Raw genomic sequence first — 15,363 nt, forward strand, 5'->3', positions numbered from 1 at the left:
TCATGTGTTCCAACCTCGTTTGTGTTTTAAAAACTTAAAATTGAGGGTGTAACTATGTCAATAAAAAGTGCGTATATTCATATACCTTTTTGCGTTAGGATTTGTACATATTGTGATTTTAATAAGTACTTTATTAACAAACAACCAGTAGATGAATATATTTCTGCATTAATTAAAGAAATGAAAACAAGTGAAATTAGAAATCTTGAAACAATGTACGTTGGAGGAGGTACTCCTACAGCTTTAAATCTCAAGCAACTTGAAACACTTTTAAAAGCAATACAGTCAACTTTTTCAATTAAAGGTGAATATACATTTGAAGCAAACCCCGATGAATTAACTTTAGATAAAGTGAAATTACTGCACTCATATGGTGTAAATAGAATTTCTATGGGTGTACAAACATTTAAACCAGAATTACTAAAAATTCTAGGTAGAACACATAAAACTCAAGATATATATAATGCTGTAGATTATGCTAGAAAAGCAAATATTGAATCGATTAGTTTAGACCTAATGTATCATTTACCAACTCAAACATTAGACGATTTTTCAGATAGTCTTAATAGAGCAATACAAATGGATATAGATCATATTTCAAGTTATGGATTAATTTTAGAACCTAAAACTCAATTTTATAATATGTATCGAAAAGGCAAATTAAAATTGCCAAACGAAGATCTAGGAGCTGAAATGTACCAATATTTAATGAATGTTTTAGGAGAAACCTCATTTAAACAGTATGAAATCTCAAATTTCGCCAAGTCTCATCATGAATCAAGACATAATAAGACTTACTGGCTAAATGAAGAATATTATGGTTTTGGAGCAGGCGCAAGTGGATATGTAAATGGAGAACGCTATTCGAATCTCAATCCTGTTAATCATTACATCAATGCTATTAATAATCATCAACGTCCTATTTTAACTTCCAATTTCCCTACTCAATCAGAAAGAATGGAAGAAGAAATGTTTTTAGGATTAAGAATGAATAAAGGTGTCGATAAAGTTAAATTTCTTTCAAAATTTGGTACCTCAATGGATAAAGTGTTTGGTGAGACAATAAATAATCTGAAAAAGAAAAATTTACTTTATGAAAGAGATAACCATATTTCATTGACAAACAGGGGAAAAATCATTGGAAATGAAGTTTTTGAAGCATTTCTATTAAATTAATAAATTTTTTTGAAAAATAAGAGCTTTAACGTTGACTTACTTTGACCAATTTGTTAAATTATAATTAGCACTTGAGACAAAGGAGTGCTAATGAGGTGAAGACATGATTACAAATAGACAATTAAGCATTTTAAATGCAATTGTTGAAGATTATGTTGATTTAGGACAACCGATAGGTTCTAAAACCTTAATTGATAGACATAACTTAAATGTAAGCCCAGCTACTATTAGAAACGAAATGAAGTATTTGGAAGAGTTGAATTTTTTAGAAAAAATTCATTCATCTTCAGGGCGTGCACCTTCTGAACAAGGTTTTAGATTATACGTCAATCAATTGTTAAAACAAACATCTCATCAAAAACAAAATAAAGTTCAACGTTTAAATCAACTTTTGATTGAGAATCATTATGATATTTCTTCAGCCCTTAGTTATTTTGCTGATGAATTATCAATAAAATCTCAATATGCAACGTTGGTTGTTCGACCTAATCACAAAACAGATATTATAAATAATGTTCATTTGATTCGTGCAAATTCGTCTATAATTATAATGGTCATCATCTATAATTCTGGACATGTAGAACATTTACATTTAAGTGAATCAATGGAGTTTGACGATGATAGGTTAACAAGGATTTCAAATTTTTTGACTGATAATTATTATAAAAGTCAATTTGATTTTAATAAGAAGTTAAAACAATTTACAAATTCTATTGCGGAACAATCCTTTATAAATGAATTAACTATCATGCTAACTTCTCATCTCCATAAACAAAGTAATAGCATTTTTATGGGTGGAAAGGTTAAACTTATTGATGCACTGAACGAAACCAATGTTTCTTCTATTCAGCCAATCTTACAATATCTAGAATCAGAAAAAATTATCGAGTTACTAGAAAATATTTCTACTTCTGAAATTAATGTTAAAATTGGCCACGAAATAGATAAAGGGTTAAGTGATATTTCAATTATAACGAGCCAGTACCATTTTGATGATGCACTAAAAGGACAAATTGCGGTTATCGGACCAACTGCGATGCATTATCAAAATGTGATTCAATTACTTAATCAAATATGGTGAATCTAATTGTAATTATATTGGAGGGCATAAAATGACAGAAAAAGACGAATCAGTGAAAAATAACACTGAACATACTGAAGAAAATGAAACCGTTAAAAACGAAGCGTCGTCTTTAAATGATGTAGAAAATAATCCTTCTGAAGAAGAATTAAATAATGAATCTACATCTGAACATGATAATGAAGATAAAAATGATCAATCTAAAGACGAAGAGATTCAACAATTACAATTAAAAGCAAATGAAAATGAAGAAAAATATTTAAGATTATATGCTGAATTCGAAAATTATAAGCGTCGAATTCGAAATGAAAATGAAACGAATAAAAAATATCAAGCTCAACATGTGCTTACTGATATTTTACCTACTATCGATAACATTGAACGTGCACTGCAAATTGAGGGTGATGATGAATCATTTAAATCTCTCAAAAAAGGCGTTCAAATGATTCATGAAAGCTTATTAAGAGCATTAAAAGACAATGGCTTAGAAGAAATTGAATCTGAAGGTCAAGAATTCGATCCAAACTTCCATCAAGCTGTTGTTCAAGATGACAATCCTGATTTTAATTCTGGTGAAATCACTCAAGAATTACAAAAAGGGTATAAATTAAAAGATAGAGTTTTAAGACCATCTATGGTCAAAGTTAATCAATAAGATTTAAATTTAAAAAATTTTTAAAATTGGAGGAATTTTATTATGAGTAAAGTAATAGGTATTGACTTAGGTACTACAAATTCTTGCGTATCTGTATTAGAAGGAGACGAACCTAAAGTAATTCAAAATCCTGAAGGTGCTAGAACAACTCCATCAGTTGTGGCATTTAAAAATGGTGAAACTCAAGTAGGTGAAGTTGCTAAACGTCAAGCAATTACAAACCCAAATACTGTACAATCAATTAAACGTCATATGGGTACAGATTATAAAGTAGATATTGATGGCAAATCATATACACCACAAGAACTTTCAGCAATGATTTTACAAAATTTAAAAAACACTGCTGAAAGTTATTTAGGAGATAAAGTGGATAAAGCAGTAATCACTGTGCCTGCTTATTTCAATGATGCTGAACGTCAAGCTACTAAAGATGCTGGTAAAATTGCTGGTTTAGAAGTAGAACGTATCATTAACGAACCAACAGCTGCAGCATTAGCTTATGGTTTAGATAAAACTGAACAAGATCAAAAAGTCTTAGTATTTGACTTAGGTGGCGGTACTTTCGACGTTTCTATTCTTGAATTAGGCGATGGCGTATTCGAAGTATTATCAACTGCAGGGGATAACAAACTTGGAGGGGACGACTTTGACCAAGTAATCATCGACTATTTAGTATCAGAATTCAAAAAAGAAAATGGTGTTGACTTATCACAAGATAAAATGGCGTTACAACGTCTTAAAGACGCTGCAGAAAAAGCTAAAAAAGATTTATCTGGTGTATCTCAAACACAAATCTCATTACCATTCATTTCAGCTGGAGAAAATGGTCCATTACACTTAGAAATCAACTTAACTCGTTCTAAATTTGAAGAATTAGCTGATTCATTAATCAGAAGAACAATGGAACCAACTCGTCAAGCACTTAAAGATGCTGGCTTATCTACTTCTGAAATTGATGAAGTTATCCTAGTTGGTGGTTCAACTCGTATTCCTGCAGTACAAGAAGCAGTTAAAAAAGAAATTGGTAAAGAACCTCATAAAGGTGTAAACCCAGATGAAGTTGTTGCAATGGGTGCTGCTATCCAAGGTGGCGTAATTACTGGTGATGTTAAAGACGTTGTATTATTAGACGTAACTCCATTATCATTAGGTATCGAAATTATGGGTGGTCGTATGAATACGTTAATTGAACGTAATACAACAATTCCAACATCAAAATCTCAAGTATATTCAACAGCAGCTGACAATCAACCAGCAGTAGACATTCACGTATTACAAGGTGAACGTCCAATGGCTTCAGATAATAAAACATTAGGTAGATTCCAATTAACTGATATTCCACCAGCTCCACGTGGTGTACCTCAAATTGAAGTAACATTTGATATTGATAAAAATGGTATCGTAAACGTTACTGCAAAAGACTTAGGTACAAATAAAGAACAAAATATTACTATTCAATCAAGTTCTGCATTATCTGATGAAGAAATTGATCGTATGGTTAAAGATGCTGAAGAAAATGCTGAAGCAGATAAACAACGTCGTGAAGAAGTAGACTTAAGAAACGAAGCAGATAGCTTAGTATTCCAAGTTGAAAAAACAATTAAAGACTTAGGTGAAAATATCAGTGAAGAAGACAAATCAAATGCTGAAAGCAAAAAAGATGCACTTAAATCAGCATTAGAAGGTCAAGATTTAGATGATATTAAAGCTAAAAAAGAAGAATTAGAACAAGTAATTCAAGAATTATCTGCTAAAGTATATCAACAAGCTCAACAAGCTCAACAACAAGCACAAGACAATTCACAACAATCAAATGATAGCAATGTTGAAGACGCTGAGTTCAAAGAAGTTAAAGACGACGAAGATAAAAAATAAAGCTAATCGTTTATAACGTTTACTATGTAAACATTTATAAATGTAAGCCAAAAAGTCAAAGTCAATTGAACATTGGCTTTGACTTTTTCTTTTATAATTAAGATACTTGAGTATGTGTTTAAATTATAAAAATTTAGAAAAGGAGAGATACTTGTGGCTAAAAGAGATTATTATGAAGTTCTTGGCGTAAGTAAAGATGCTTCAAAAGATGAAATTAAAAAAGCATACCGTAAATTATCAAAAAAATATCATCCGGACATCAATAAAGAAGAAGGCGCTGATGAAAAGTTCAAAGAAATTTCTGAAGCATACGAAGTTCTAAGTGATGACAATAAACGTGCAAATTATGACCAATTTGGACATAGCGGTGCCCAAGGTGGATTTGGCAGTCAAGGATTTGGTGGACAAGACTTCAGTGGCTTCGGTGGAGGCTTTGAAGACATATTTAGCTCATTCTTTGGTGGTTCACGTCAAAGAGATCCAAATGCACCTAGAAAAGGTGACGACTTACAATACACTATGACTTTAGAATTCGATGAAGCTGTTTTTGGTACTAAAAAAGAAATTTCTATTCGAAAAGATGTTACGTGTCATACATGTCATGGTGATGGCGCTAAACCAGGTACAAGTAAAAAAACATGTAGCTATTGTCATGGTTCAGGACATGTATCTGTTGAACAAAATACAATTTTAGGACGCGTAAGAACTGAACAAACTTGTCCTAAGTGTGAGGGTAGTGGTCAAGAATTTGAAGAACCATGTCCAACTTGTCATGGTAAAGGGACTGAAAATAAAACAGTAAAATTAGAAGTAACTGTACCTGAAGGTGTAGACAATGAACAACAAATCCGTCTTGCTGGTGAAGGTGCACCTGGTGAAAATGGCGGTCCACATGGTGATCTTTATGTAGTATTCCGCGTTAAACCTTCTGATAAATTTAGAAGAGATGGCGATGATTTATTCTATGAACTTAATATTAGCTTCCCACAAGCATCACTTGGCGATGAAATCAAAGTACCAACTCTAAACAGTAACGTTATGCTTACAATTCCTGCTGGTACTCAAAATGGTAAACAATTCCGTCTTAAAGAGAAAGGCGTTAAAAATGTTCATGGATATGGCCATGGTGATTTATTTGTTAATATAAAAGTTGTCACACCAAATAAACTAACTGATAGACAAAAAGAATTAATGAGAGAATTTGCGGAAATTAGTGGTGAAAATCCGGAAGAACAACCTGCTAATTTTAAAGACAAAGCTCGTAAATTCTTTAGAGGTGAATAGTCATGAACTGGACAGAATTTGCAGTCACTGTAAATCATGAAGTTGAATCTTTAGTCACTAACATATTAGAAAACTATGGTTCAAATGGAGTAGTTATAGAAGATTCCAATGATTTAATTAATCAACCTACTGATAAATTTGGTGAAATCTACGAATTAAAAAAAGAAGATTACCCTGAACAAGGTGTGAGATTAAAAGCATACTTTAATGAATTGAAATATAACACTCAATTTAAAAATAAATTAGAAAATGAAATATTAAATTTGGATCTTATAGATGATTCAGTAGTTGAGTTTTCAGCAAAGACTATTGCTGAAGTAGATTGGGCTAATGAATGGAAAAATTATTTTCATCCTTTCAGAGCTTCTAAGAGATTTACGATTGTTCCAAGTTGGGAAGACTATTCAAAAGAATCAGAAGATGAATTATGTATAGAATTAGATCCTGGAATGGCTTTTGGTACTGGAGATCATCCAACAACAAGTATGTGTCTAAAAGCGATTGAAACTTATGTAACACCCGATTCCTCAGTCATTGATGTAGGTACAGGTTCTGGTATATTAAGTATCGCTAGTCACTTAATAGGTGTTAAACGAATTAAAGCCTTAGATATAGACGAAATGGCTGTTGGTGTGGCTAAGGAGAATTTTAGAAAAAATCATTGTGAAAATGATATTGAAGCCATTCCCGGTAATCTATTAAAAGAAGAAAATGAAAAATTTGATGTAGTTATCGCAAATATTTTAGCTCATATTATTGATGAAATGATTGAAGATGCTTATAATACACTAAATGAAGATGGTTATTTTATAACTTCAGGTATTATAGAAGAAAAGCATGAAGATATACTGTCGCATATGAAGCGTGTTGGATTTAATATTGTATCAATCAATCATGACAATGGATGGGTTTGCATTGTTGGTCAGAAAGTGAGTGAATAATTTGCAACGATACTTTATCAATCAAAACGCTGATTCTCATCAGCGTTTTTTTATTACCAATGAAGAAGATATACATCATATCAAAAATGTAATGAGAAATACCGTTGGTAACAAAATTATAATTAATTTTAATGATAAAAAAGTATTTATTACTGAAATTACACATATAAGTTCTAATCAAATTGAAGTTTTACCAATAAACCAATTAGATATTGACACTGAATTACCAGTTGATGTAACGATTTGTAGTGGTTTAATAAAAGCTGATAAATATGAATGGTTGCTTCAAAAAAGTACAGAATTGGGTGCCAATCATTTTATTTCAGTGGGTATGGATCGATCTGTAGTTAAATTACAAGAGAACAAGGTACAAAAGAAAATAGATAGATGGCAAAAGATTGTAAAAGAAGCTGCTGAACAAAGTTATAGACTTGTTATTCCAGATGTTAAATTTCAGTCGAATTTAAAAGTAATTTATGATACCATAAATAATTATGACTATGTGTTAATAGCATATGAAGACGAAGCCAAGCATGGTGAAAAAAGTCGATTTAAAAATATTTTAAACAACTTTCAAACGAATGATCGTGTGTTAATCATATTTGGACCTGAAGGTGGTTTTTCCGATAAGGAAATTGATCTCTTTAGGGAGGTAAGCTTAAACATTGGTTTAGGCCCTAGAATATTAAGAGCAGAAACTGCGCCACTATATGCACTTAGTGCTATAAGTTTTGAGAAAGAATTGATGGGGTGAATTAAATGGCAACAGTAGCGTTTCATACTTTAGGTTGTAAAGTAAACCATTATGAAACTGAAGCAATATGGCAATTATTTAAAGATGCTAATTATGAAAGAGTAGATTTTGAAACTAATGCAGATGTATATGTCATTAATACTTGCACCGTGACTAATACAGGTGATAAAAAAAGTAGACAAGTCATTAGAAGAGCAATACGTCGTAATCCGGATGCAGTAGTATGTGTTACAGGTTGTTATGCACAAACATCTTCTGCTGAAATTATGGAGATTCCAGGTGTAGATGTCGTTGTTGGTACTCAAGACAGACATAAATTACTTAGTTATATTGATCAATTTAGAGAAGAACGTCAACCAATTAATGGTGTTGGAAATATTATGAAAAATCGTACATATGAAGAACTAGATGTACCTTATTTTACGGATAGAACTCGTGCATCTCTAAAAATCCAAGAAGGTTGTAATAACTTTTGTACGTTCTGTATTATTCCATGGGCACGTGGTTTAATGCGCTCTAGAGATCCTGAAAAAGTAGTTGAACAAGCAACACAATTAGTTCAATCTGGATATAAAGAAATTGTATTAACTGGTATTCATACCGGTGGATACGGTCAAGATTTAAAAAATTATAATTTAGCTCAATTACTCAGAGATCTTGAGGAAATTGATGGTTTAGAAAGAATTCGAATTTCTTCAATTGAAGCCAGTCAACTTACTGATGAAGTCATTGACGTTCTAAAAAATTCTAATAAAGTAGTTAGACATTTACATGTACCATTACAATCAGGTTCAGATACAGTATTAAAACGTATGCGTCGCAAATATACTATGGAACATTTTTCTAAAAGACTAACAAAATTACATGATGCATTACCTGACTTAGCGGTTACAAGTGATGTTATAGTAGGTTTCCCAGGAGAAACTGAAGAAGAATTCCAAGAAACATATGATTTTATAGTTAAACATAAATTCTCAGAGTTACATGTTTTCCCGTATTCACAACGTATTGGTACACCTGCTGCACGTATGGATGATCAAATTGATGAGTCAATTAAAAATGAACGTGTGCATAAACTTATTGCTTTAAGTGATCAACTTGCTAAAGAATACGCATCAAAATTTGAAAATGAAGTTTTAGAAGTGATTCCAGAAGAAGTAGGGGAAACAAAAAATACATTAGTAGGTTACGCAGATAATTATATGAAAGTTGAATTTGAGGGTAGTGAGGATTTAATCGGTGAGATTGTTAAAGTTAAAATTAATAAAGCTGATTATCCAATTAACATTGGTAGTGCAGTTAGAATCGTTAATCATGCTACTAATAAAACTGAAGAAGGCATATTATTATAAATTTTTGAAATTATAAAGATTTATAATTGACCATAATTATTTCATATATTATACTAAATAAAGCATAGTTAATTATTTCTATGCAATTATTGACTTTAAGTTTCGTTGATATTTGGAGGGAGGGAAATACAGATGTCTAAAACAGTAGTACGTAAAAATGAATCACTAGAAGATGCATTACGTAGATTTAAACGTTCAGTATCTAAAAGTGGTACAATCCAAGAAGTACGTAAACGTGAATTTTACGAAAAACCAAGTGTAAGACGTAAGAAAAAATCAGAAGCTGCACGTAAACGTAAATTCAAATAATTAATAGCTCTGTTGACTCCCTCAACATGAATGTTAATTATATATATCCTCTCAATTAGTTAAACTAATTGAGAGTTTTTTTATATCATTGTAATACTATAATATAGTATTTATTTCATGTATAATTTAATTGAGAGCGAGGTGAGATAATGATAAGTATAAGTTTGATACATATCGAGAATACTTTTGCTTCATTGAATCATTCATGGTTGAATCATATGTCAAATATCATTGTTAATCCTATTGTTTTATTAATTCTTACATGTATTATCTTTTTAGGTTTTTTATATCAACTTTATTCTAAAAGGATAAATATTTTAGGTATTTTAGCTTCTCTAGCGTTACTTATTCTATTTCTAGGATTTTTAATTAGTGGCGATGTCAATTTGATTTCGATTTTATTGTTTTTCATAGGTATCATCTTACTAATAATAGAACTATTCGTTGTTGGAGCAGTCATTGGAATTATAGGAATAGTGCTTATTATTGTTAGTATGATTATGTTAGGAGATAATATTTTAGTTATGCTCTTTAATGTTATTGTCGCTTTAATATTTTCTATTATAGAATGGGTGGTTTTGGTGAAAGTATTTAATCGCAAAATACCATTTTTTGATAAAGTGGTATTGAATGATTCAACGAGTACAGAAGCTGGTTATAGATCTCATGATGATTGTTCTTACTTAGTGGGAAAAACTGCGTATACTACTACTGATTTAAGACCTGCTGGAATCATAACTTTAGATGACAAAAGAATTGATGCTGTTTCTGACGGTACATTTATCCTGAGAAATAAAAAAGTAAAAATTTTAGAGGTAGAAGGTAGTAGAGTAGTTGTAAGAGAAATAAAAATATAAAAGGAGTAAAATCAATGTTAAATATTGGAATTATAATTATTGCGATTATTATAATAGTTGCGTTATTGTTATTATTTTCATTTGTACCAGTCGGATTATGGATTTCCGCTATTGCTGCAGGTGTAAAAGTTAGTATTGCTACACTTGTAGGAATGCGACTTCGTAGAGTATCTCCTCGTAAAGTGATAGGTCCTCTTATTAAAGCTCATAAAGCAGGATTAAATTTAACAACAAATCAATTGGAATCTCATTATCTAGCTGGTGGTAATGTAGATAGAGTAGTGGATGCCAACATAGCAGCTCAACGTGCAGATATCAATTTACCTTTTGAAAGAGGTGCCGCAATAGACTTAGCGGGACGAGATGTCTTAGAAGCTGTTCAAATGTCTGTTAATCCCAAAGTAATCGAAACTCCCTTTATTACCGGTGTTGCGATGAACGGTATCGAAGTTAAAGCTAAAGCTAGAATTACAGTAAGAGCTAATATTTCTAGACTTGTAGGTGGTTCTGGAGAAGAAACAATTATTGCACGAGTTGGTGAAGGTATTGTTTCCACAATTGGTTCTAGTGAACATCATACACAAGTACTTGAAAATCCTGATAATATTTCTAAAACAGTATTAAGTAAAGGATTGGATTCAGGAACAGCATTTGAAATTTTATCGATTGATATTGCAGATGTAGACATCGGTAAAAATATCGGCGCTGATTTACAAACGGAACAAGCACTCGCAGATAAAAATATTGCTCAAGCTAAAGCTGAGGAACGACGTGCTATGGCTGTTGCCTCTGAACAAGAAATGAAAGCACGTGTTCAAGAAATGCGTGCTAAGGTAGTAGAAGCTGAATCAGAAGTACCACTAGCAATGGCTGAAGCTTTACGTAAAGGTAATATCGGAGTAAAAGATTACTATAATTTAAAAAATGTAGAAGCAGATACAGGTATGAGAAACGCTATTAATAAACGTACCGAACAAAATGACGATGAATCACCAAATTAAATAGAGGGGTGATTAAATGAATATTGGAATTCTTATATTCGTTATTTCTGTGATTGTTACTGGTATTAGTGCAATGAGAGATAAAAGTCATGAACAACGAAAAAATCAAATGCCTCCACACAAAAATACACAAAGTCCTACGCAAAACACACCAAGAAAAAAAGGTATTTTTGAACAGATAGAAGAAGCTTTTAATGAGATGGCATCAGAATTTGATGAAGAAGAACAAACTAAAAAAACATCATCACCAAAACCATCTTCTAAAAAAGAAACGGTTCACAGTGATAAAAATCTAAAAAAAAATGTTACGCCTGAACATCATCGTGGAGAATCAAAACGGTTTGAAACTAAACAATCTCACACCGGAAAAGTGCCTTCTAAAGATAGATATTCAACTTCACGAGAGAGATCTCAAAGTGAAAAAAATATTAAAAAACAGTTAGAAGACTCGCTATCAAAAGAATTATTTAATGTGAGATCTGAAATTGACAGGGAAAAAGAAAAACAACTTTCTTTAATTGAAAAGAAAGCTAAAGAAATTATTAATGATAAGTATTTATCTGAAAAAACGAAACGTTATAAACTGAATCAACTACTCAATAGTAAATCTATTGAGAAAAATATGACACATCAAACGTTTCAATTTGATAATGATCCAATAGTTGATGGAATTATTTGGCAAGAAATATTAAATAAACCTAAAAAATTATAAGAGGTTATAAATAAAAAAATAAGACAAGATTCATTGTTTCATTCTGACCTCTATAAGAGACTTTCTACGTGAAAGTCTCTTTATTTATGTTCCTAATAAGTTAAGACGCCCCTAAAACTCATAGTGTTCTTGGTACTTTTTTGTTATGCTATATTATCTTAGGTTAATTATTCATTCAAAACATTTAAATTTGTATACTTTATCATTGTTTAGTAAAATTTATATGAAAGATTAATTATTAATGAATATGTTTTATGTGAAAAGGAGCGCTTTTATGCCAGGAATAATTCAAATAGATAACATCAATCATTCTCAAGCTTTAATTGGTAATAATGATGAACACTTAAAGTCGATTGAAGAAGCATTTGATGTTATCATACATGCTCGTGGGCAAGAAATTGCAGTAAAAGGTCAAGTATTAGAGCATGTTGAAAAAGCAGAATTAGTTCTTAAAAATTTATTAAAGGTAATTGAGTTAGGACATTCAATTACATTAAAGGATGTTGAGGCTGCCATAAAGATGGCTAAAAATGATACTATTCAATATCTATTGGATTTATATGATGAAGAGATTACTAAAGATGCCTTTGGTAAAACAATTCGTGCAAAAACAATGGGGCAACGTCTTTATATTAATGCTATGAAACGTAATGATTTGGTATTTGGTATAGGTCCTGCTGGAACAGGTAAAACTTTCCTTGCAGTTGTTTATGCTGCACAACAATTAAGAAAAGGAACTGTAAAAAGAATTGTTTTAACAAGACCAGCTGTAGAAGCTGGTGAATCATTAGGTTTCTTACCAGGAGACTTAAAAGAAAAAGTTGATCCATATTTAAGACCTCTTTATGATGGTTTAAATACTGTCCTAGGTAGAGAACAAACAGCACGTTTTATTGAACGAGGTACAATTGAAATTGCTCCCTTAGCGTATATGAGGGGTAGAACTCTAGATGATGCATTTGTCATTTTAGATGAAGCTCAAAATACAACACATGCACAAATGAAAATGTTTTTAACTCGTCTAGGATTTGGTTCAAAAATGGTTGTAACTGGAGACCAAACTCAAATTGACTTACCAAAAGGTGTTAAAAGTGGATTAAAAGAAGCTATTAAGAACCTTCGTGGTGTTAAAGGAATAAATATTATGGAACTAGATCAAAGTGATGTAGTACGACACCCATTAGTAAGTAAAATTATCGAACGTTATGAAGGAGACAATTAAATGTTTACGATTGATTTCAATGATCATACAAACTTAGTTAAAGATAAATGGTATCATCAAATTGAAGACTTAATTAACTTTGCTAAAGAAAAAGAAAACATTCATGAAGATGCTGAATTGTCAGTTACTTTTGTAGATAAAGATGAAATTCAAGAAATAAATAAAAATTATCGAGATAAAGATAAAGTGACTGATGTTATTTCTTTTGCACTTGAAGAAGATGAACCAGATATTATTGGTTTAGATATTCCTAGAGTATTAGGAGATATTATTATTTGTACTGATGTAGCTAAGGAACAAGCTGAATCTTATAATCATTCATTTGAAAGAGAACTTGGTTTTTTAGCTTTACATGGTTTTTTACACTTATTAGGTTATGATCATATGAATGAAGAAGATGAAAAAGAAATGTTTGGACGTCAAAAAGAAATTTTAAATGCATACGGATTGACTAGAGATTAAATTTTTAAAACGATTTAACTACACCTTTGATGGTTTAAAAACACTTCTTCAAAAAGATCACAATTATCTAATACACTTAATCTTCGCATTCATAGCTATCATTTTAGGAATTATCGTAAGACTTTCAACTGTAGAATGGTTGTTTGTTTTATTAAGCATCACTTTGGTACTTACGCTTGAAGCTGTGAATACGGCTATAGAATGCGTCGTAGATTTAGTTACTTCTGACTATCATGAATTAGCTAAACAAGCTAAAGATATTGCCGCCTTTAGTGTTATGGTTGTTTCAATCTTTGCACTAATTATAGGTTTAATTATTTTTATACCTCACATCTTTTTTTAAGGGGACAATAAAATGAGTTATCAATCACATTATTTTCAAGAAGTTAGAAAAGCTCAACAACGTGCTTATGTACCGTATAGTCATTTTAAAGTAGGTGCATATTTAAAAACAAAAGACGGTCGTCATTTTTATGGAGCAAATGTTGAAAATGCAGCTTATCCAGCAACGATTTGCGCAGAACGATCTAGTTTAGTAGCTGCAATTTCAGAAGGCTATCGACCAGGAGATTTTGAATCAATAACAGTTACCGTTGACGCTGAACATCCGTCATCACCTTGTGGAACATGTCGTCAAGTATTAAAAGAACTCTGTGATGACGACATGCCTGTGTATATGACAAATCATAAAGGTGAGATGATTAAATCAACTGTAGCAGAACTATTACCTCACGGCTTTTCAGGAAAGGATTTAGAATAAATGACAGAACACAAATCAGGATTTGTATCTATTATAGGGAGACCGAATGTGGGAAAATCCACATTTATGAATAGAGTCATTGGACATAAAATTGCAATTATGTCAGATAAAGCTCAAACAACAAGAAATAAAATTCAGGGAGTAATGACAAGAGAAGATGCTCAAATCATTTTCTTAGATACACCAGGCATTCATAAACCTAAGCATAAATTAGGAGATTATATGATGCGTGTAGCTAAAAATACGCTATCAGAAATCGATGCTATTATGTTTATGGTAAATGTAAATGAAGATATTGGTCGTGGTGATGAATATATAATGGAAATGCTGAAAAATGTTAAAACACCGGTATTTCTAGTGTTAAATAAAATTGATTTAGTTCATCCAGATGCACTTATGCCTAAGATTGAAAAATATAAAACCTATATGAATTTTACTGAAATCGTGCCAATTTCGGCACTTGAGGGATTGAATGTGGATTATTTTATCGATGTACTTAAAGATTATTTACCTGAAGGTCCAAAATATTACCCTGATGATCAAATATCGGATCATCCAGAACAATTTGTAGTAGGCGAGATTATTAGAGAAAAAATCTTACATTTAACAAGTGAAGAAATCCCACATGCAATAGGGGTAAATGTAGACAGAATGATTAAGGAAAGTGAAGAAAGAGTAAGAATTGAAGCAACTATTTTTGTTGAACGTGATTCTCAAAAAGGAATTGTTATAGGTAAGGGTGGGAAAAAACTTAAAGAAGTTGGTAAAAGAGCTCGACGCGATATTGAAATGCTTCTCGGATCAAAAGTTTACCTTGAATTATGGGTAAAAGTTCAGAAAGATTGGAGAAATAAAGTAAACTTTATTCGTCAAATGGGATATGTTGAAGATCAAGATTAACGTTTAAATTAATAGGAAAGCC

General features: G+C 31.4%; 17 protein-coding genes. All 17 read left to right on the top strand.

Features of this window, described 5'->3' with window-relative positions:
- The first annotated feature begins 54 nt into the window (after positions 1-54).
- The 17 genes from hemW to era all read left to right on the top strand — a co-directional run bounded on the left by hemW (position 55) and on the right by era (position 15,341).
- Positions 55-1,176, top strand: coding sequence for a radical SAM family heme chaperone HemW (gene hemW / locus NST64_RS05970; protein ID WP_002449698.1), 1,122 nt, complete (start codon positions 55-57; stop codon positions 1,174-1,176).
- Positions 1,177-1,279: 103 nt separating this feature from the next.
- Positions 1,280-2,257 (top strand): heat-inducible transcriptional repressor HrcA, encoded by a 978-nt coding sequence (hrcA, locus tag NST64_RS05975; RefSeq protein WP_002455272.1) that lies wholly within the window; start codon positions 1,280-1,282, stop codon positions 2,255-2,257.
- A 31-nt stretch (positions 2,258-2,288) separates the two neighbouring features.
- On the top strand, positions 2,289-2,912 hold the full coding sequence (gene grpE / locus NST64_RS05980) for a nucleotide exchange factor GrpE (protein ID WP_002449765.1): 624 nt from the start codon (positions 2,289-2,291) through the stop codon (positions 2,910-2,912).
- Positions 2,913-2,954: 42 nt separating this feature from the next.
- Positions 2,955-4,787 carry a molecular chaperone DnaK gene (dnaK, locus tag NST64_RS05985; RefSeq protein WP_002488544.1) on the top strand — a complete coding sequence of 611 codons (1,833 nt, stop codon included), beginning with the start codon at positions 2,955-2,957 and terminating at the stop codon, positions 4,785-4,787.
- A 153-nt stretch (positions 4,788-4,940) separates the two neighbouring features.
- Complete coding sequence (gene dnaJ, locus NST64_RS05990) at positions 4,941-6,071, top strand: molecular chaperone DnaJ (protein WP_002455274.1); 1,131 nt, start codon at positions 4,941-4,943, stop codon at positions 6,069-6,071.
- Positions 6,072-6,073: 2 nt separating this feature from the next.
- Positions 6,074-7,012, top strand: a complete 939-nt coding sequence (gene prmA, locus NST64_RS05995; RefSeq protein ID WP_002449831.1) for a 50S ribosomal protein L11 methyltransferase — start codon at positions 6,074-6,076, stop codon at positions 7,010-7,012.
- Position 7,013: 1 nt separating this feature from the next.
- Positions 7,014-7,766, top strand: a complete 753-nt coding sequence (locus NST64_RS06000; RefSeq protein ID WP_049418432.1) for a 16S rRNA (uracil(1498)-N(3))-methyltransferase — start codon at positions 7,014-7,016, stop codon at positions 7,764-7,766.
- A 5-nt stretch (positions 7,767-7,771) separates the two neighbouring features.
- A complete protein-coding gene (mtaB, locus tag NST64_RS06005) occupies positions 7,772-9,118 on the top strand; it encodes a tRNA (N(6)-L-threonylcarbamoyladenosine(37)-C(2))-methylthiotransferase MtaB (RefSeq protein ID WP_049418430.1) in 1,347 nt (448 codons plus the stop codon).
- Between the two features lie 132 nt (positions 9,119-9,250).
- Positions 9,251-9,427, top strand: coding sequence for a 30S ribosomal protein S21 (gene rpsU / locus NST64_RS06010; RefSeq protein WP_002449867.1), 177 nt, complete (start codon positions 9,251-9,253; stop codon positions 9,425-9,427).
- A 149-nt stretch (positions 9,428-9,576) separates the two neighbouring features.
- Positions 9,577-10,284 carry an NfeD family protein gene (locus tag NST64_RS06015; protein WP_049418429.1) on the top strand — a complete coding sequence of 236 codons (708 nt, stop codon included), beginning with the start codon at positions 9,577-9,579 and terminating at the stop codon, positions 10,282-10,284.
- 14 nt (positions 10,285-10,298) lie between these two features.
- A complete protein-coding gene (gene floA, locus NST64_RS06020; RefSeq protein WP_002449729.1) occupies positions 10,299-11,285 on the top strand; it encodes a flotillin-like protein FloA in 987 nt (328 codons plus the stop codon).
- A gap of 16 nt (positions 11,286-11,301) precedes the next feature.
- A complete protein-coding gene (locus tag NST64_RS06025; protein ID WP_002449854.1) occupies positions 11,302-11,997 on the top strand; it encodes a hypothetical protein in 696 nt (231 codons plus the stop codon).
- 274 nt (positions 11,998-12,271) lie between these two features.
- Positions 12,272-13,219 (top strand): PhoH family protein, encoded by a 948-nt coding sequence (locus NST64_RS06030; RefSeq protein WP_049418426.1) that lies wholly within the window; start codon positions 12,272-12,274, stop codon positions 13,217-13,219.
- Positions 13,220-13,681: an rRNA maturation RNase YbeY gene (gene ybeY / locus NST64_RS06035; protein WP_002455276.1), complete on the top strand. Its 462-nt coding sequence runs from the start codon at positions 13,220-13,222 to the stop codon at positions 13,679-13,681. It abuts the gene before it with no gap.
- A complete protein-coding gene (locus NST64_RS06040; RefSeq protein ID WP_049418424.1) occupies positions 13,677-14,024 on the top strand; it encodes a diacylglycerol kinase family protein in 348 nt (115 codons plus the stop codon). The genes ybeY and NST64_RS06040 overlap by 5 nt, the downstream gene beginning before the upstream one ends.
- Before the next feature lie 12 nt (positions 14,025-14,036).
- Positions 14,037-14,441 carry a cytidine deaminase gene (gene cdd / locus NST64_RS06045; RefSeq protein WP_002455278.1) on the top strand — a complete coding sequence of 135 codons (405 nt, stop codon included), beginning with the start codon at positions 14,037-14,039 and terminating at the stop codon, positions 14,439-14,441.
- Positions 14,442-15,341, top strand: a complete 900-nt coding sequence (gene era / locus NST64_RS06050) for a GTPase Era (protein ID WP_049418423.1) — start codon at positions 14,442-14,444, stop codon at positions 15,339-15,341.
- Positions 15,342-15,363 lie beyond the last annotated feature (22 nt).

Source organism: Staphylococcus sp. FSL W8-1268 (assembly GCF_038003965.1).
Taxonomy (GTDB): domain Bacteria; phylum Bacillota; class Bacilli; order Staphylococcales; family Staphylococcaceae; genus Staphylococcus; species Staphylococcus hominis.